At 69.5% G+C, this 12852-nt stretch carries 15 protein-coding genes; 6 read left to right on the forward strand and 9 right to left on the reverse strand.

The window, feature by feature from the left end:
• Window positions 1-636: 636 nt before the first annotated feature.
• On the forward strand, window positions 637-951 hold the full coding sequence (locus tag ACIBNA_RS35520; protein WP_399169303.1) for a hypothetical protein: 315 nt from the start codon (window positions 637-639) through the stop codon (window positions 949-951).
• A gap of 220 nt (window positions 952-1171) precedes the next feature.
• Here the strand turns inward: ACIBNA_RS35520 and ACIBNA_RS35525 are convergent, their stop codons facing one another.
• A complete protein-coding gene (locus ACIBNA_RS35525; RefSeq protein ID WP_399169304.1) occupies window positions 1172-1537 on the reverse strand; it encodes a hypothetical protein in 366 nt (121 codons plus the stop codon).
• 680 nt (window positions 1538-2217) lie between these two features.
• Between ACIBNA_RS35525 and ACIBNA_RS35530 the strand changes: the two genes are divergently transcribed.
• Together ACIBNA_RS35530 and ACIBNA_RS35535 are read left to right on the forward strand one after the other, a co-directional pair.
• Window positions 2218-2682: a hypothetical protein gene (locus tag ACIBNA_RS35530; protein WP_399169305.1), complete on the forward strand. Its 465-nt coding sequence runs from the start codon at window positions 2218-2220 to the stop codon at window positions 2680-2682.
• 64 nt (window positions 2683-2746) lie between these two features.
• A complete protein-coding gene (locus ACIBNA_RS35535; protein WP_399169306.1) occupies window positions 2747-3151 on the forward strand; it encodes a hypothetical protein in 405 nt (134 codons plus the stop codon).
• 290 nt (window positions 3152-3441) lie between these two features.
• Here ACIBNA_RS35535 and ACIBNA_RS35540 read toward each other — a convergent pair whose 3' ends face one another.
• Window positions 3442-3660, reverse strand: coding sequence for a hypothetical protein (locus tag ACIBNA_RS35540; protein ID WP_399169307.1), 219 nt, complete (start codon window positions 3658-3660; stop codon window positions 3442-3444).
• A gap of 364 nt (window positions 3661-4024) precedes the next feature.
• On the opposite strand from ACIBNA_RS35540, the gene ACIBNA_RS35545 reads away from it, so the two are divergent.
• Window positions 4025-5011, forward strand: a complete 987-nt coding sequence (locus ACIBNA_RS35545; protein WP_399169308.1) for a small ribosomal subunit Rsm22 family protein — start codon at window positions 4025-4027, stop codon at window positions 5009-5011.
• Here the strand turns inward: ACIBNA_RS35545 and ACIBNA_RS35550 are convergent.
• Together ACIBNA_RS35550 and ACIBNA_RS35555 are read right to left on the reverse strand one after the other, a co-directional pair.
• The gene (locus tag ACIBNA_RS35550; protein WP_399169309.1) at window positions 4935-5321 is read right to left on the reverse strand and encodes a hypothetical protein; all 387 of its coding nucleotides are present in this window, start codon (window positions 5319-5321) and stop codon (window positions 4935-4937) included. The genes ACIBNA_RS35545 and ACIBNA_RS35550 overlap by 77 nt on opposite strands.
• Window positions 5322-5598: 277 nt before the next feature.
• Window positions 5599-5808, reverse strand: coding sequence for a DUF6243 family protein (locus tag ACIBNA_RS35555; RefSeq protein WP_399169311.1), 210 nt, complete (start codon window positions 5806-5808; stop codon window positions 5599-5601).
• 108 nt (window positions 5809-5916) lie between these two features.
• On the opposite strand from ACIBNA_RS35555, the gene ACIBNA_RS35560 reads away from it, so the two are divergent.
• Window positions 5917-6552 (forward strand): TetR/AcrR family transcriptional regulator, encoded by a 636-nt coding sequence (locus ACIBNA_RS35560; protein ID WP_399169312.1) that lies wholly within the window; start codon window positions 5917-5919, stop codon window positions 6550-6552.
• Here the strand turns inward: ACIBNA_RS35560 and ACIBNA_RS35565 are convergent.
• Window positions 6531-7430: a glycerophosphodiester phosphodiesterase gene (locus tag ACIBNA_RS35565; RefSeq protein ID WP_399169313.1), complete on the reverse strand. Its 900-nt coding sequence runs from the start codon at window positions 7428-7430 to the stop codon at window positions 6531-6533. The two genes, ACIBNA_RS35560 and ACIBNA_RS35565, sit on opposite strands and share 22 nt — an antisense overlap.
• A 210-nt stretch (window positions 7431-7640) precedes the next feature.
• On the opposite strand from ACIBNA_RS35565, the gene ACIBNA_RS35570 reads away from it, so the two are divergent.
• Complete coding sequence (locus ACIBNA_RS35570) at window positions 7641-8375, forward strand: bifunctional DNA primase/polymerase (RefSeq protein ID WP_399169314.1); 735 nt, start codon at window positions 7641-7643, stop codon at window positions 8373-8375.
• A gap of 23 nt (window positions 8376-8398) precedes the next feature.
• Here the strand turns inward: ACIBNA_RS35570 and ACIBNA_RS35575 are convergent, their stop codons facing one another.
• From ACIBNA_RS35575 to efeO, 4 genes are all read right to left on the reverse strand, one after another.
• On the reverse strand, window positions 8399-9400 hold the full coding sequence (locus tag ACIBNA_RS35575; RefSeq protein ID WP_399169315.1) for a hypothetical protein: 1002 nt from the start codon (window positions 9398-9400) through the stop codon (window positions 8399-8401).
• A gap of 183 nt (window positions 9401-9583) precedes the next feature.
• Window positions 9584-10426: an iron uptake transporter permease EfeU gene (gene efeU / locus ACIBNA_RS35580; protein ID WP_399169316.1), complete on the reverse strand. Its 843-nt coding sequence runs from the start codon at window positions 10424-10426 to the stop codon at window positions 9584-9586.
• Between the two features lie 5 nt (window positions 10427-10431).
• Complete coding sequence (gene efeB, locus ACIBNA_RS35585; protein ID WP_399169317.1) at window positions 10432-11682, reverse strand: iron uptake transporter deferrochelatase/peroxidase subunit; 1251 nt, start codon at window positions 11680-11682, stop codon at window positions 10432-10434.
• 12 nt (window positions 11683-11694) lie between these two features.
• Window positions 11695-12846: an iron uptake system protein EfeO gene (gene efeO, locus ACIBNA_RS35590; RefSeq protein WP_399169318.1), complete on the reverse strand. Its 1152-nt coding sequence runs from the start codon at window positions 12844-12846 to the stop codon at window positions 11695-11697.
• Window positions 12847-12852 lie beyond the last annotated feature (6 nt).

The following is a 12852-nucleotide window of genomic DNA, read 5'->3' on the forward strand; positions in this document are numbered from 1 at the left end:
AGGACCCTCGACAAGTCCCATCGTTGCAGGTCAGGAGCACTCTCCGCTTATTTGATCAAGGCATGGACGAGCACGTTCATGAAAGCGCGAGGCTAGTCGGCAGCCCCGGCTCGGCAGGGTGTCGGCCAGTCGGGCACCCTGCCGCTGAGCCGTTCAAAGCGGCGGCGAGGGACAGAAGCGAGACTCAGCGACCCAGGACGGTGCCGGCGTAGGCCGATCGGGCGGACTCAATCAAGGCCTGCCCGCATCTTATTTAAGGGCCGGGGCCGTCCGTGGTCCGTGCGAGGGCGACCACATCCAAGTTGCTTCGCAGTTCCCTTCAGAGCTGGAGCCCCCGGAAGCCGACCGCACGCTTGGGACCCTGAAGGCCGGCACTGACAACGGCCCTGTTCGCGATTGGCCGTTGAGCGGTGAGTGTCTAACTGCGTGACAACGCCCACGAACAGCGGCGGACGAGCGCGAACGTCTGCGGACCATCAGCGCAGGTGAGTGCCACACCAGCCCAAAGCAGCGCCCCAGCCCAAGGTACTTCGGGACGAAGAGGTCACGTGCGACAGTCCTGCCAGCTTCAGGGGTGCGACAGCCCACGACGAGTCTTTGTTGCCCTACCCATCCTGGACACCGCATTCTCGGCGTATGCCGGTCTCTCCTGAAACTCGCGACCTCTGCCAGTCCGTCTTCGCGCCGGACGTGGTGCAGCTGGCCGTCATGGCTCTGGAGACCTACGCCGGGCCAGATGAGACGCGGGTTCATCAGGCCGCCATCAGGCTCAGCGCAGGGGAGCTTCACCGCCTGGCCCGCTGGTTGAACGAGGCCGAGCGAGAACTGGAGACCTTCCGCTGGTACGCCAGCGAGCCCACGGACGTGTCCCCCGAATCACACCGGTTCGCGGTCGAGTTCATCAACGCGCTGATGGACAAGGATGTCCCCAAGCCGCCGGGGCCGCGGTAAGCAGCGTGCCAGAGCCGTGCCAGATAGTGCGGGGAAACCACGGGGAACAGCGGTCACTCACCCAGCACGACCACATGTCATCACGCCGCTCCGCAGCAGGTCAGCAAGCCTATCGAACCCGTAGGACCCGAGCTTCCCGAGCTGAGATTGGCCGTGTCCCGCTCAGCGGCGTTCCGGGCGCTCCGAATGCTAGTTAAGCCAGGGAAATAGGAATTCTCGTTCATGAATCGCGCAGCGGGCCCGGAGCGTTGAGTTCGGTGAGGTCGATACTCAAACGGCCACCGGTCAGAGAGGAAAAGCTGAGGGCCAGGTACTTCCATTGGTCTTTCGTGAAGGTGCGGGAGTCCACAATGTGCTGCCGTTGACGTCCCTGGCAGGGCACCGCCCAGAGTGACTGGACGGAATCGTGAGTTCCGTAGTCAAGCACCAGGCTGGCGATGTCCTCCCACTCCAGTGTGATCCGGACCTTCCAGCTGGACTGGCCATCAGGACGCGGCCATTTGTCCCGCACGGTGATCCCGGACCTCTTCAGGTTCAGGCTCGGATGCGCGAGTTCGGCCGGTGACTGTAACCAGAAAGGCGGCATCCCGTACAGAGCGCTCGTGAGAGGCGCGGATCCTGGGAGCGCGCCTCTCGGCACCCGTTCGCGGCGCGGCAGGGCCGGCCTTGGACTTGCGGCCGATCTTCGTCGGCGGGTCACTGAGGCGGGAGGCCATCACGCCAGCATTGACGAGAAGAATTACACCGACTGCCATGCTCACGGCGCCCCCGACCCACGTTCCGATGCCCCGGACAGCTAGCAGGAGCAGCAAGACACCGACGGCGAGCAACCCCAAACCGAGCAGGAGGAAACCCCCCAGTAATGGCTGCAACATTTCGCGCAAAGGTCCGCTTGCCCATGCCCGCCCGTCCCCTGACTTCAGAAGAGGTCACCCGTAAGACCGACGCTCCCCCAGGCACTCCGGTTTCAAGCAGGAGCGGATCAGCGGCCGCTCGCTGACTGGAAGGAGAGTCGCAGCTGAAGAACGATGGTACGAGAATGTGACCCCAGCCCTGACCGTCTCAGTTTCCGTCTCATTCAGACGCGTTCACGACCGTTCAGGCAAGCCCCCGAACCCGCTGCGGCACGGAGCCCGGCCATCTCTGATCGCAGGTGAACGCCCCCGCACACAGCACAAGACCCCACCAACACAGTTGGAAGGCGTGTTGGCGTGAGAGTAGGGCCTGTACTGCGTCCGGTCGGTGATACGTGGTCAGCTTGGGGGTGTGGAGACCATCATTGCCAGTGCCATCGCCGTTCTGGGAACCCTGCTCGGCTCAGGGCTCACCCTGGCGTTTCAGCAGCGCACCACCGACAAGGGTCATCAGTTCACCCGCCATGAGAGGCTCCGGCAGGAGCGGCTCGATGCCTACTCCGCCTACGCCGGCGCACTCATCAACTACCGCCGCTGCCTGGTGCATCTCTGGTTCTGCGAACATGAACAACCACCACACGAGGACCCCGGCGTGGTGAAAGTCCGCGCCTACGACCTGCGCTCCAACGCTCAAGAAGCCCTATTCCGGGTGCAGATGCTCACCGATGACGAGGCCTTGAGCCAGGCGGCAGAAACCGTACTGTCGGACGTTGCAGCGCTGCCCAAGACGGATAGCAGGACCGAGCTCGACCAGCGCAGGGTAAAGACCCGCGACGAGATCAGCCGACTGGTCAGAGCGTCCAAGCGCCATCTCTGAGGGGCTGGCAAGCTGGGCCGGAAGAGGCCACGGCACAGTTCTGCAAGAGCCCTACAGTGTCAGCATGTTCGAGACGATCCGTTGGCGCTGCTACGCGCACGTGGCCCACCGCCGCGGTGCCGAGCGAGTGGTCGGCCGCATCGGAGAGCTGTTGCCGCACACCGTCGAGATCGAAAGTTACGAGCGGTACTGGAAGTACCCGGAGCTGGCCGAGCTGCGGTTCGTCTCTCCCCTCCGTCGTTCCGCCCCGGAGGATGCGCTTCTCACCACCCTTCAGTGGGCATGGAGGGTCGCGACGCCCTGGACCCTCAGCAGCCCAGAGGCAGGCGTACGTCATGAGTTCGAGGGCATCGCGTCCTCTAACGTCGGAGCCAGCTTCAGTGTCGCCGGCATCGAGTGGATGGAGTTCACCATCACTGATCGCCAAGAGAAACCTCTGCGGATAGGGCGATCTGACATCCACGAGTGACATCAACAGCGCCGGACGCAGGCACCCATGCACGGCCCGGCGCAGCTACCGCGCCCGGACGACGACACAGCCGGGCTGAGCATGGATCGAACTCCTTAAAGCGGGTGTCACGGGTTGGAATCGTGCCGGAGGCACCAGAAGAAGGGCCGCCTACGGGTCTCCGGGTCAGGGCGCGCCGATCCCGCCGATGCTCCTCGTGGAGCTGGTCGCCGGTCACACAACCGGCGACGGCGGCACCATCGGCATCCGCGATCGGACAGTCTCGGCACCCGGGGCCGTGCGGCAGTGCCTCAAACGCCCCCGTCACGCTCGCGCACCGCGGTCCGAGCCAGCTTCGTCAGCATCATGCCGTTGCGGACCGCGACGATGTAATCAACGGGGAGTCCGTGCATCCGGGTGCCGGGGCCCCGGAGGGGGCGCCAATGAACGGTGATGAGGGTGTGCTCGCCCCAGGGGAGCAACCTCATGGCGATGTGGGCCGCGCCGAAGGGATCTGCCTTGGCCTCCACTTCCAGGCGGTGCGGCGGTTCGCATACGCGGACGAGACAGGTGTCGTCGAGGGTGAGAAGGCAGGCCGGTGCCGACGCGGACCTTCAGCCGGGCGCCCACCTCTGGCCAGTGCGGGTCCGCGGCGAGGACCTGCTGGGTTCCTGTCACCCACTCCCCGTAGCGGTGGCCGTCGCACAGCAGGCGCCAGACTTCGGACGGCGAGCTCAGGTCAGACGGCGGTTCCGGGCCATGATCACGCTCCTGGACAGCTGTGAGCTCGACGCGAGAACTTGGCCTCCAGCGTCATGCCGACCGCGCCACGTGCACAGTCCGACCGGTCCGGACGGGTGAGTCTCCGGGCTCGGGGCCTCGTAGAATCGCCGGGTGAACGCCCCCGCACCCCCGGCCGAAACCCTCCGCGCCGCCCTCGCCGGTCTGCTCGACGGGCTGCCGCCCCGGCAGGCCGCGCAGGCGGTCGAGCGGCTGATCGCCAGCTACCGCGGGGCCACCCCGACCGACGCTCCCATCCTCCGTGACCGGGCCGATGTCGCCGCCTATGCCGCTTACCGCATGCCCGCGACCTTCGAGGCGGTGCGGTCGGCGCTGGAGGCGTTCGCCGAGGCGGCGCCCGCGTGGGTGCCCGGATCGCACACCGACGTCGGCGGCGGTACGGGTGCCGCGGCCTGGGCGGTGAGCGCGACCTGGGGCGGGAAGCGGCCCGTCACCGTGCTCGACTGGGCCGAGCCCGCGCTCGCGCTCGGCCGGGAGATCGCCGCGGCCGACCCGGCCCTGCGGGACGTACGGTGGCAGCGCTCTCGGATCGGAGCGGCGCTCACCCTGGAGAGCACTGATCTCGTCACTGTCTCCTACGTCCTCAACGAGTTGACCGCCCCCGACCGCACCGCCCTCGTCGACGCCGCCGCGGCCGCGGCCCAGGCCGTGGTGATCGTCGAACCGGGCACCCCCGACGGCTACGCCCGCGTCATCGAGGCCCGCGACCGGCTGGTCGACGCCGGCTTCCACGTCGCCGCCCCCTGCCCGCACAGCGCCGCCTGCCCCATCGCCCCGGGCACGGACTGGTGCCACTTCTCCGCCCGGGTCAGCCGCTCCTCCCTGCACCGCCAGGTCAAGGGCGGCTCCCTCGCCTACGAGGACGAGAAGTTCAGCTACGTAGCCGCCGTCCGCTTCCCCATCACCCCGGCGCCCTCCCGTGTCGTGCGGCGCCCGCAGATCCGCAAGGGCCAGGTCCTCCTCGACCTGTGCGAGACCGAACCGTCCCTGCACCGCACCACCGTCACCAAACGCCACGGCGATCTCTACAAGGCGGCCCGGGACGCGGACTGGGGCGACGCCTGGCCGCCCGAGTCCTGATCAGCGTTGTGGTTGCCTCCCGGGACCCGCAGGACCCCGCAGTCGCGGCCGCCGGGGTCAAGTACTCGGCCACGGAAGGGTCCTGGGTGCCGTTGGCGAACAGCAGCCGGCTGCCGTGCCGGCGGACCCAGCGGTCGATGTCCGGCATGGCTGCCGCGTCGAAGGCCATGGGGAAGTCCCGGGGGACGAAGTCGCGCGCCTCGATGCCGCCGGAGTGGTGGCGTATCAGGTCCGCCACATGGCCGGTGGGGACATCGCCGTACCCCAGCTGCGTGCCGATCTGGTACCAGTACGGGACGTACCGCCGCACCGCCGTGTCGGCGTAGAGAGGCAGCCCCCGCCGTGTCGTGGAGCCAGGTGTACAGCTCGTCGGCCGCCGCCCGGGCGGGCAGGGTCGTCGTCGCGGTGAGACCCGCCGCCGAGACGGCCGTCGCCGCCGAGGTGAGCACTCGTCGTCTGGTCCACACGCGCATCGTGGGTCCTCCCGGGCGTCCGTCGGCCGCGGTTTCTCGGCCGCTTCAGTACATCCGGCGGACGCCCCGGGAGGATCCCGCGCGCGAGGGGGCCGTCTCCCCCCCCCCGGGGGCTCACGAGGACTCGTCGGTCGTACGGCCCTCCTGTCGTTCCTGCTGCTGTCGCCTTTCCTGGAGCTTGCGCAGCAGTTCGCGCTTGTGGGCCTGCGGATCGAGGCCGCCGCCGATCCGGCCGCCCCGGCCGCCGCCGCGCAGCGCCTTGCGGCCGAGCTTCTGGCGCGATCCGCCGACACCCAGCAGGTTTCCGGCTCCGCCTCGGGCCATGTCGGGCTCCTTTCCCACGTCCGATCAGTGACGAGACGGTTCGTCTCGTGCGTACCGCTCCACTGTCCGGCGAGACGCTCCGTCTTGTCAATCTGATAAATTCGACGCATGTCCGCACAGAAGTCCGCTCAGCCCGCCAAGCCCGCCCCCGACTCCACCCGGCGCAGCGAGAAGTCCCGCCGCGCCATCTACGACGCCGCCCTCTCGCTCGTCGTGGAGGTCGGCTACCCGAAGACCACCATCGAGGGCATCGCCGCCCGCGCCGGTGTCGGGAAGCAGACGATCTACCGCTGGTGGTCGTCGAAGGCGGACGTGCTGATGGAGGCGTTCCTCGATCTGGGCGAGCAGTCCCTGCGGGAGGCGGGTCCGGTGCCGTACGTCTTCCCCGACACCGGCGACCTCGCCACCGACGTCAAGGGCGTCCTGCGCGCCACCGTCGACCAGCTGCGCGACCCGAGGTACGAGGCGCCGTCCCGCGCGCTGGCCGCCGAGGGCGTCGTCAACGAGCAGCTCGGACGCGAGCTCGTCGCCAAGCTGATGCAGCCCTCACTCGACCTCTACATCGGCCGGCTGCGCGCCGCACAGGACGCCGGGCAGGTGCGGCCCGGGATCGACCCGCGCATCGCCCTGGAGTTCTTCATCTCCCCGCTCGCCCAGCGCTGGCTCCAGCACACGGGCCCGATCTCCTACGAGTACACCGACACCCTCGTCGACTACGCCCTTCACGGCCTCGCGCCCCGCTGAGCGGCCCGCGCGAGGCGGCCCGGCGTGTCCGTGATCACCCCGTCGCAGCCCAGCGCCAGCACCCGGTCCCGCTGCGCGTCCGTCACCACGGTGTGCGCCCACACGCGCCGGATCCCCGACTTCACCGCCCGCACCAGGTCCGCGTCACGCGCCCGGTGGTCCACGTCCAGCAGGTCCACGTACGGCCGCCAGCGCTCCGGGCGGTCCGTGCGCAGTTGCCGCGCCGAGCGCCACAACTGGGCGAGCAGGCCCAGGTGATGGGCACGCCGGGCCACCTCCGGGTCGTTGGAGTTCACGAACACCGAGCGATTCAGGCCACGGGCCCGGATCAGCCCGGCCAGCCGGTCGAGGCTGCGCGGGTCCTTCGCCTCCAGCATCAGCACGATCCGCCCGCCGAAACGATCCAGCACCTCCGCGACCGTCGGCGGCCGTTCCGGCCGCCAGCTGCCGGGCAGCGCGTCCTTCGGGCGCAGCCGGACGCCCTGCCACTCCCGGGCGTCGAGGCCGCGCACCTCGCCGCCCAGGTAGGTGGTGCGGTTCAGCGTCTCGTCGTGGAACACCACGGGCGTGCCGTCGCGCAGCAGCCGTGTGTCGAAGTCCAGCACCTGCGCCGTACCGCGCTCGTAGGCGGCCATCAGCCCCGTCATGCTGTTCTCGGGGACCTCGCGGGCACCGCCGCGGTGGGCGACGTACGTGATGCGCGGGAGCGCCGCCACGGTGAGGGGGCCGGTGCCCCACTCCAGCGGGCGGGTGCGTCCCTCCGGCGGACGGATGCCCGCCGGCAGAGCCGGGGCGACGCCGGCCGCCGGTCCCGTGAGGGTCAGCGAGACCACCCAAACCGCGGAGGCGAGGCCCGTCAGCGCGATCCTTGTGACCATGGCGACCACGGTAGGGCGGCATGTCATGGCAAAGCGGGCAATGACACCCGATCGCGGTGCGGAGTACGCCTCGCCCCACGGGCATATGCCTCGCCCCACCGGTGCATGTCTCGGCCCTCCTGCCCCGGATGTGGGCACTGGCCCCCCGGCGCGCGGGAAGATGGGACCATGAGGCATGCTGTTCCGCACGACAGCGAGGCGAGGGGATAGATGAGCGCGGAGTACCGCGGCCGGACCGGTCTGCAGGGCAAACTCACCCAGTGGCTGCGCGCCGGGCGCCGGCCGAAGGAGACCGCCGGTGACGGCGGCCGTGAGGACCTGCTGCTCGCCGCCGCCGGCGCCGGACTGCCGCTCGCGCCCGCCGCCCACCCGGCCGGCTACCGCTGCTCCTGCGACCGCGTCGGCTGTCCCACCCCGGCCCGGCATCCGGTGTCCTTCGCCTGGCAGACGCAGTCGACCACCGACCGCGCCCAGATCGAACGCTGGGCCCGCCATCAGCCGCAGGCCAACTTCATCACCGCGACCGGCATGGTGCACGACGTCCTCGACGTGCCCCTCGACGCCGGTCGCAGTGCGTTGGAGCGGCTGCTCGCCGACGGTGTCGAGGTCGGGCCCGTCGCCGAGAGCGACGACGGCCGCATGCTGTTCTTCACCCTCACCCGCGGGACGCCCGAGGACGAGGACGAGTGGTGGCCGTGCGAACTGGACTGCCACCCCGAGACGATGGACGAGCACCCCGGGCTGCGGTGGCACTGCCGCGGCTCCTACGTCCTCGTACCGCCGGCACGGCTGCCCGGTGAGGACCAGACCGTGCACTGGGTGCGCGGGCCCGAGCATCCGCTGCCGGATCCGCTGAGCCTGCTGGAGACTCTGACCGAGGCCTGTGCCCGGTACGCCGGTGCGGACGCCGACCACGCCGGGGCGGCCTGGCCGCTGCGGCACTGAGCCGCCCCGGCTCTGTCCTGTCCCTACGAGCCCTCCGCCGACGTCATTCCCTGGATCCGGCCGAGGATCGTCACCTGCTGGTCGCCGCTGCCCTTCGGCGGGTCCAGCGCCACCTCGTTGGAGACGAACTCCATCATGAGGGACTGCTTGATCTCACCCTTCGTCAGCGCGAGAACGTCCTTGTTGGGGACGGGGAACGACGTGCCCGCGTAGGCCGTCTGCTTCTCGAAGTGCCGTGTGGTGAAGAACACCAGCGCGCCGCCGTCCGCCGTGCGCAGGGCCAGGGGCTGGTAGTCGCCGTTCGTCAGCGGTTCGTCGATGTACTGGGTGGCCAGGCCCGGCTTCTTGGAGTTCTTCTTGCGCAGGGCGCGCCACTGGCTGGTGTGGGAGCCGTCCGCGAAGGTGTCTGAGCCGTTCTTGAGGTAGGCCGTGTAGTCCTGGCTCAGGTCGCCGGGGGCGGCGGCCAGGCCGGTGGAGTTCACCGGGACGGACTCGGCCCAGCCGTCCGCGTCCTTCTTGAACTCCGGGACCTTGCCCGGTGCGACGAGGGTGAGATACGCGACCTGGAAGGGGTCGTCCAGGCTGCTGCGGGTGAACACGAGCAGCCAGCGGGCCGTGCCGCCCTTGTTGCCGGCCGCGTCGACGAGGAACCAGCGGGGCCAGCCGGCCTTCTTGGGGATCGTGTACTTCGCGTCCGTCAGCTTCAGGGGCGTGTGGTTCGGGTTGCCGTCCGGGCTGTTCGTCTTGCCGGCCTTCAGGCGTGCCGAGTCGATGTCGGCCAGGGCGCCGGTGGTGTGGTCGGCGTCCAGGGAGGCGTCGTAGGCCTTGTCGGCCTCGTTGTACGCGGTCGTGAACTCCTGGAGGGCCTTGGCGGCTTCGGCGCGGGTGGTGGACGGGAGGATCTCCCGCTCGCCGTGCACCACGACGCATCCGCTCGCCGTCAACGACAAAGCGGTCACCGAGGCCGCTATGAGGGCGCTCCGGGCGGACCTGCGGAGCGTTCGAGGGTCGCGATCCCTGCTCATCGGGTTCCTTCACCTTCCCCTTTCCGGAGGCGAACCCTACCGGGTGCCTCCGGCGGTTGGGCGGGGGGTGTGCCTGGGGGAGGTCGGGCCGTTTCGCCTACGTGCGGGTGGTGGGACGGGGCCGCTTCGGGCGTGTCCGTCCTCGCAACGGCGCGATGGGGCCGGCTGCGGACCCATCCGGCCTCAGCTGTCGCCAGCCGGTGTTGTCGCCGTCCGGCGCTGTCCGAAACCCGCCGGTGACAGGAACAGTGCCAGGGTCGGGATCAAGTACAGCAGCCACACCACTACTTGGAGCACCGTCGGGTCCGGCTGGAAGTTGAACACGCCCTTGAGCAGCGTGCCGTACCAACTGTCCGGAGGAATCGTGCCGGAGATGTCGAAGGCCTTGTCGTTGAGGCCGGGCAGGAAGTCCGCCTCCTGGAGGTCGTGGAAGCCGTACGCCAGTACGCCCGCCGCGACGACGACCAGCATGCCGCCGGTCCACGTGAAGAACCGGGCGAGATCGATACGCAGGGCGCCCCGGTAGAACAGCCAGCCCAGGAGGATCGCCGTCAACAGGCCCAGCCCGACACCGAGCAGGGGCCGCGGCGTGCCGTCGCTCGCCGCGTGGACCGAGGCCCAGACGAACAGGGCCGTCTCCAGGCCTTCCCGGCCCACGGCCAGGAACGCCGTGGCGACCAGCGCTCCCGTACCCATGGCGAGAGCCGCGTCCAGCCTCCCGTGCAGCTCCGATTTCAGATGCCGGGCGGTGCGCCGCATCCAGAACACCATCCACGTCACCAGAGCGACCGCGAGGATCGACAGGGACCCGCCGAGCGCCTCCTGCGCCTGGAACGTCAGCTCCTGGGAGCCGAATTCGAGTGCGGAGCCGAAGCCCAGCGCGAGGGCGACGGCGACACCGATGCCGGTCCAGATGGGTTTGAGGGCGTCCCTGCGGTCCGTCTTGACCAGGTAGGCGATGAGGATGCAGACGACGAGGCTCGCCTCGAGCCCCTCGCGCAGACCGATCAGGTAGTTGGAGAACATCGGGTCTACGCCTCCTCGGAGAACAGCGTCCGGCCCCACCAGTCGTCCTTGTCGCGAACGCCTGGCGGGATCGCGAAGAGCGCCGAACCCACGTGCTGGATGTACTCGTTGAGCGCGTCCGTGGCCAGGTTGCGCTGGATCGTGATGAAGCCCTTGCGGACGTCCCGCTGGTAGGCCAGGAAGAACAGGCCCGCGTCCAGGCGGCCCAGTCCGTCCGTGCCGTCGGTGAAGGAGTAGCCCCGGCGCAGGATCGTCGCCCCGTGGTTGGCGTCGGGGTGCGCGAGCCGGACGTGCGCGTCGGGCTTCATCGCCTTCAGGAACGGCTCGTCGCGCTCCTTCGCCTTGCCGACCGGGGCACCCTCGCCCTTGTCACGGCCGAAGATGTCCTCCTGCTCCTGGAGCGAGGTGCGGTCCCACGTCTCGATGTGCATGCGGATACGGCGGGCGACGAGGTAGGAGCCGTTCGTCATCCAGGCCGGACCGTCCTTCTCGGCCACCCACACGAACTTCTTCAGCCGGTCCGTCTCCGTGCCCGCGATGTTGCGGGTGCCGTCCTTGAAGCCCATCAGGTTGCGCGGTGTCTGCGCCTCGGGTGTCGTCGACGACGTCTTGCCGAAGCCGAGCTGCGACCAGCGGATGACGACCTTGCCGAAGCCGATGCGGGCCAGGTTGCGGATGGCGTGCACGGCGACCTGCGGGTCGTCCGCGCAGGCCTGGACGCACAGGTCGCCTCCGCTGCGGTCCTTGTCCAGGTTGTCGCCCGCGAACTTCGGCAGGTCCACCAGGGCGGCCGGTCGTCGCTCCGCCAGGCCGAACTTCCCGAACAGACTCGGGCCGAAGCCGATCGTGAGGGTCAGGCGGGAGGGCTTGAGGTCCAGAGCCTCGCCGGTGTCGTCGGGGGGTGCCTCGGGCAGGCCGCCGTAGCCGCCCTCGCCCACCGGCTGCCCGGCCGTCATGCGGCGGGCGGCCCGCGTCCAGTCCTTCAGCAACTGGACGAACTCCGCCCGGTCTTCGGTCGTCACGTCGAACGCGGCGAAGTGCAGCCGGTCCTGGACGGGCGTGGCGATGCCCGCCTGGTGCGAGCCGTGGAAGGCGATCGCGGTTCCGGCGTCCGGCGCGGGGTCCTCCTCCGTACGGGCCATCGCCACCGCTCCGCCCGCCGCGGCGGCGCCGAGTGTCAGACCCGCGCCGCCCCAGCCGAGCAGGGAGCGCCGGGAGGGGGACGGTGTGTGGTTGCCGTTGCTGGTGTCCGTCATGGGCGCGGCCCTCTACTTCACGACCGCGGCAGCGAGCTTCGACAGGGGCTCCGCCAGCGCGTTGACCGCGTCCGAGAGCTCCTTGCGGTCGCCCTTGCCGACCTTGTCGTACGAGGTGAAGTCGTACGACGCCGTGTCCGGGCGGTACTTGTCGAGCAGCGTGTTCAGGGCGGCGAACTGCCTGTCCAGTTCCGTGGTGAGGGCCTTGTCGTTCTCCTGCGCGACCGGCTTCAGCAGCTCGTACGACTTCTGCGCGCCCTCGACGTTGGCCTTGAAGTCGACCAGGTCGGTGTGCGAGTAGCGTTCCTCCTCGCCGGTGACCTTGCCGGTGGCGACCTCGTCGAGGAGTTCCTTGGCGCCGTTGGCCATGGAGGTCGGGGTGATCTCGGCCTTGCCCACGCGGCTCTGCCAGTCCTTCAGGTCGCTGACCAGCCGATCGGCCAGCTCCTTCTCGCGGTCGCCGATCTTCTTGTCCTGCCAGAGGGCCTTCTCCAGGCGGTGCCAGCCGGTCCAGTCGGTGGCCGGGTCCTGGTCGGCTTCGAGGCCGTCCTCGCGGACGTCGACCTTGGGGTCGATGTCGCCGAAGGACTCGGCGACCGGCTCGGTGCGCTCCCAGCCGATGCGAGAGGGGGCGTACGCCTTCTTCGCGGCCTCCAGGTCGCCGTCCCTGACGGCCCGGGCGAAGGTTTCGGCCTTGGGCAGTGTCTCGTCGGCCTGTGCCTGGGCGTAGGCGCGGTAGGCCGCAACGGCCTTGTCCAGGCGCGGATCACGCTGGATCGTCTTGCCGCCGGTGGCCTTGACGGTCTGGCGGATGCCGTCGCCCTTCATCCCGGGCTTGCAGGCGATCTGGTAGTCGCCGGCCTTCACCTCGGCGGTGACCCGCTGCTTGGTGCCGGGGCCTATGTTCTCCCGCTCGGTGACCACACGGTCGTCGGGGAAGAGCACATAGACCTCGGTGACCTTGGAACCCTTGTTCTCGACGGCGAGTTCGACGTGCCCCGCCGGGAACTCCTTCCTCGACACCTCGCACTTGTCGTCCGTCGCCGTCACATGGACGGCGTGGTCGCCCTCCTGGGCGCTGCTCTTCTCCGTGCAACCGGTGACGGCGGTCAGAGCCGCCGCCGCGGCGGCGATCGCGACGGAAACGGTTCTGGCGGGTCGCATGAGGGC

Origin of the sequence: Streptomyces sp. NPDC050164, from assembly GCF_044459945.1 — a bacterium.
Taxonomy (GTDB): Bacteria; Actinomycetota; Actinomycetes; order Streptomycetales; family Streptomycetaceae; genus Streptomyces; species Streptomyces coeruleorubidus_A.

Bases quoted from the DNA above. Each gene is read 5' to 3' on its own strand.
- efeB (WP_399169317.1), bottom strand. From the start codon at position 11,682: ATGACGGACACCAGCAACGGCAACCACACACCGTCCCCCTCCCGGCGC.
- efeO (WP_399169318.1), bottom strand. From the start codon at position 12,846: ATGCGACCCGCCAGAACCGTTTCCGTCGCGATCGCCGCCGCGGCGGCG.
- efeU (WP_399169316.1), bottom strand. From the start codon at position 10,426: ATGTTCTCCAACTACCTGATCGGTCTGCGCGAGGGGCTCGAGGCGAGC.
- ACIBNA_RS35575 (WP_399169315.1), bottom strand. From the start codon at position 9,400: ATGAGCAGGGATCGCGACCCTCGAACGCTCCGCAGGTCCGCCCGGAGC.
- ACIBNA_RS35570 (WP_399169314.1), top strand. From the start codon at position 7,641: ATGAGCGCGGAGTACCGCGGCCGGACCGGTCTGCAGGGCAAACTCACC.
- ACIBNA_RS35565 (WP_399169313.1), bottom strand. From the start codon at position 7,430: ATGGTCACAAGGATCGCGCTGACGGGCCTCGCCTCCGCGGTTTGGGTG.
- ACIBNA_RS35525 (WP_399169304.1), bottom strand. From the start codon at position 1,537: ATGCCGCCTTTCTGGTTACAGTCACCGGCCGAACTCGCGCATCCGAGC.
- ACIBNA_RS35520 (WP_399169303.1), top strand. From the start codon at position 637: ATGCCGGTCTCTCCTGAAACTCGCGACCTCTGCCAGTCCGTCTTCGCG.
- ACIBNA_RS35555 (WP_399169311.1), bottom strand. From the start codon at position 5,808: ATGGCCCGAGGCGGAGCCGGAAACCTGCTGGGTGTCGGCGGATCGCGC.
- ACIBNA_RS35535 (WP_399169306.1), top strand. From the start codon at position 2,747: ATGTTCGAGACGATCCGTTGGCGCTGCTACGCGCACGTGGCCCACCGC.
- ACIBNA_RS35560 (WP_399169312.1), top strand. From the start codon at position 5,917: ATGTCCGCACAGAAGTCCGCTCAGCCCGCCAAGCCCGCCCCCGACTCC.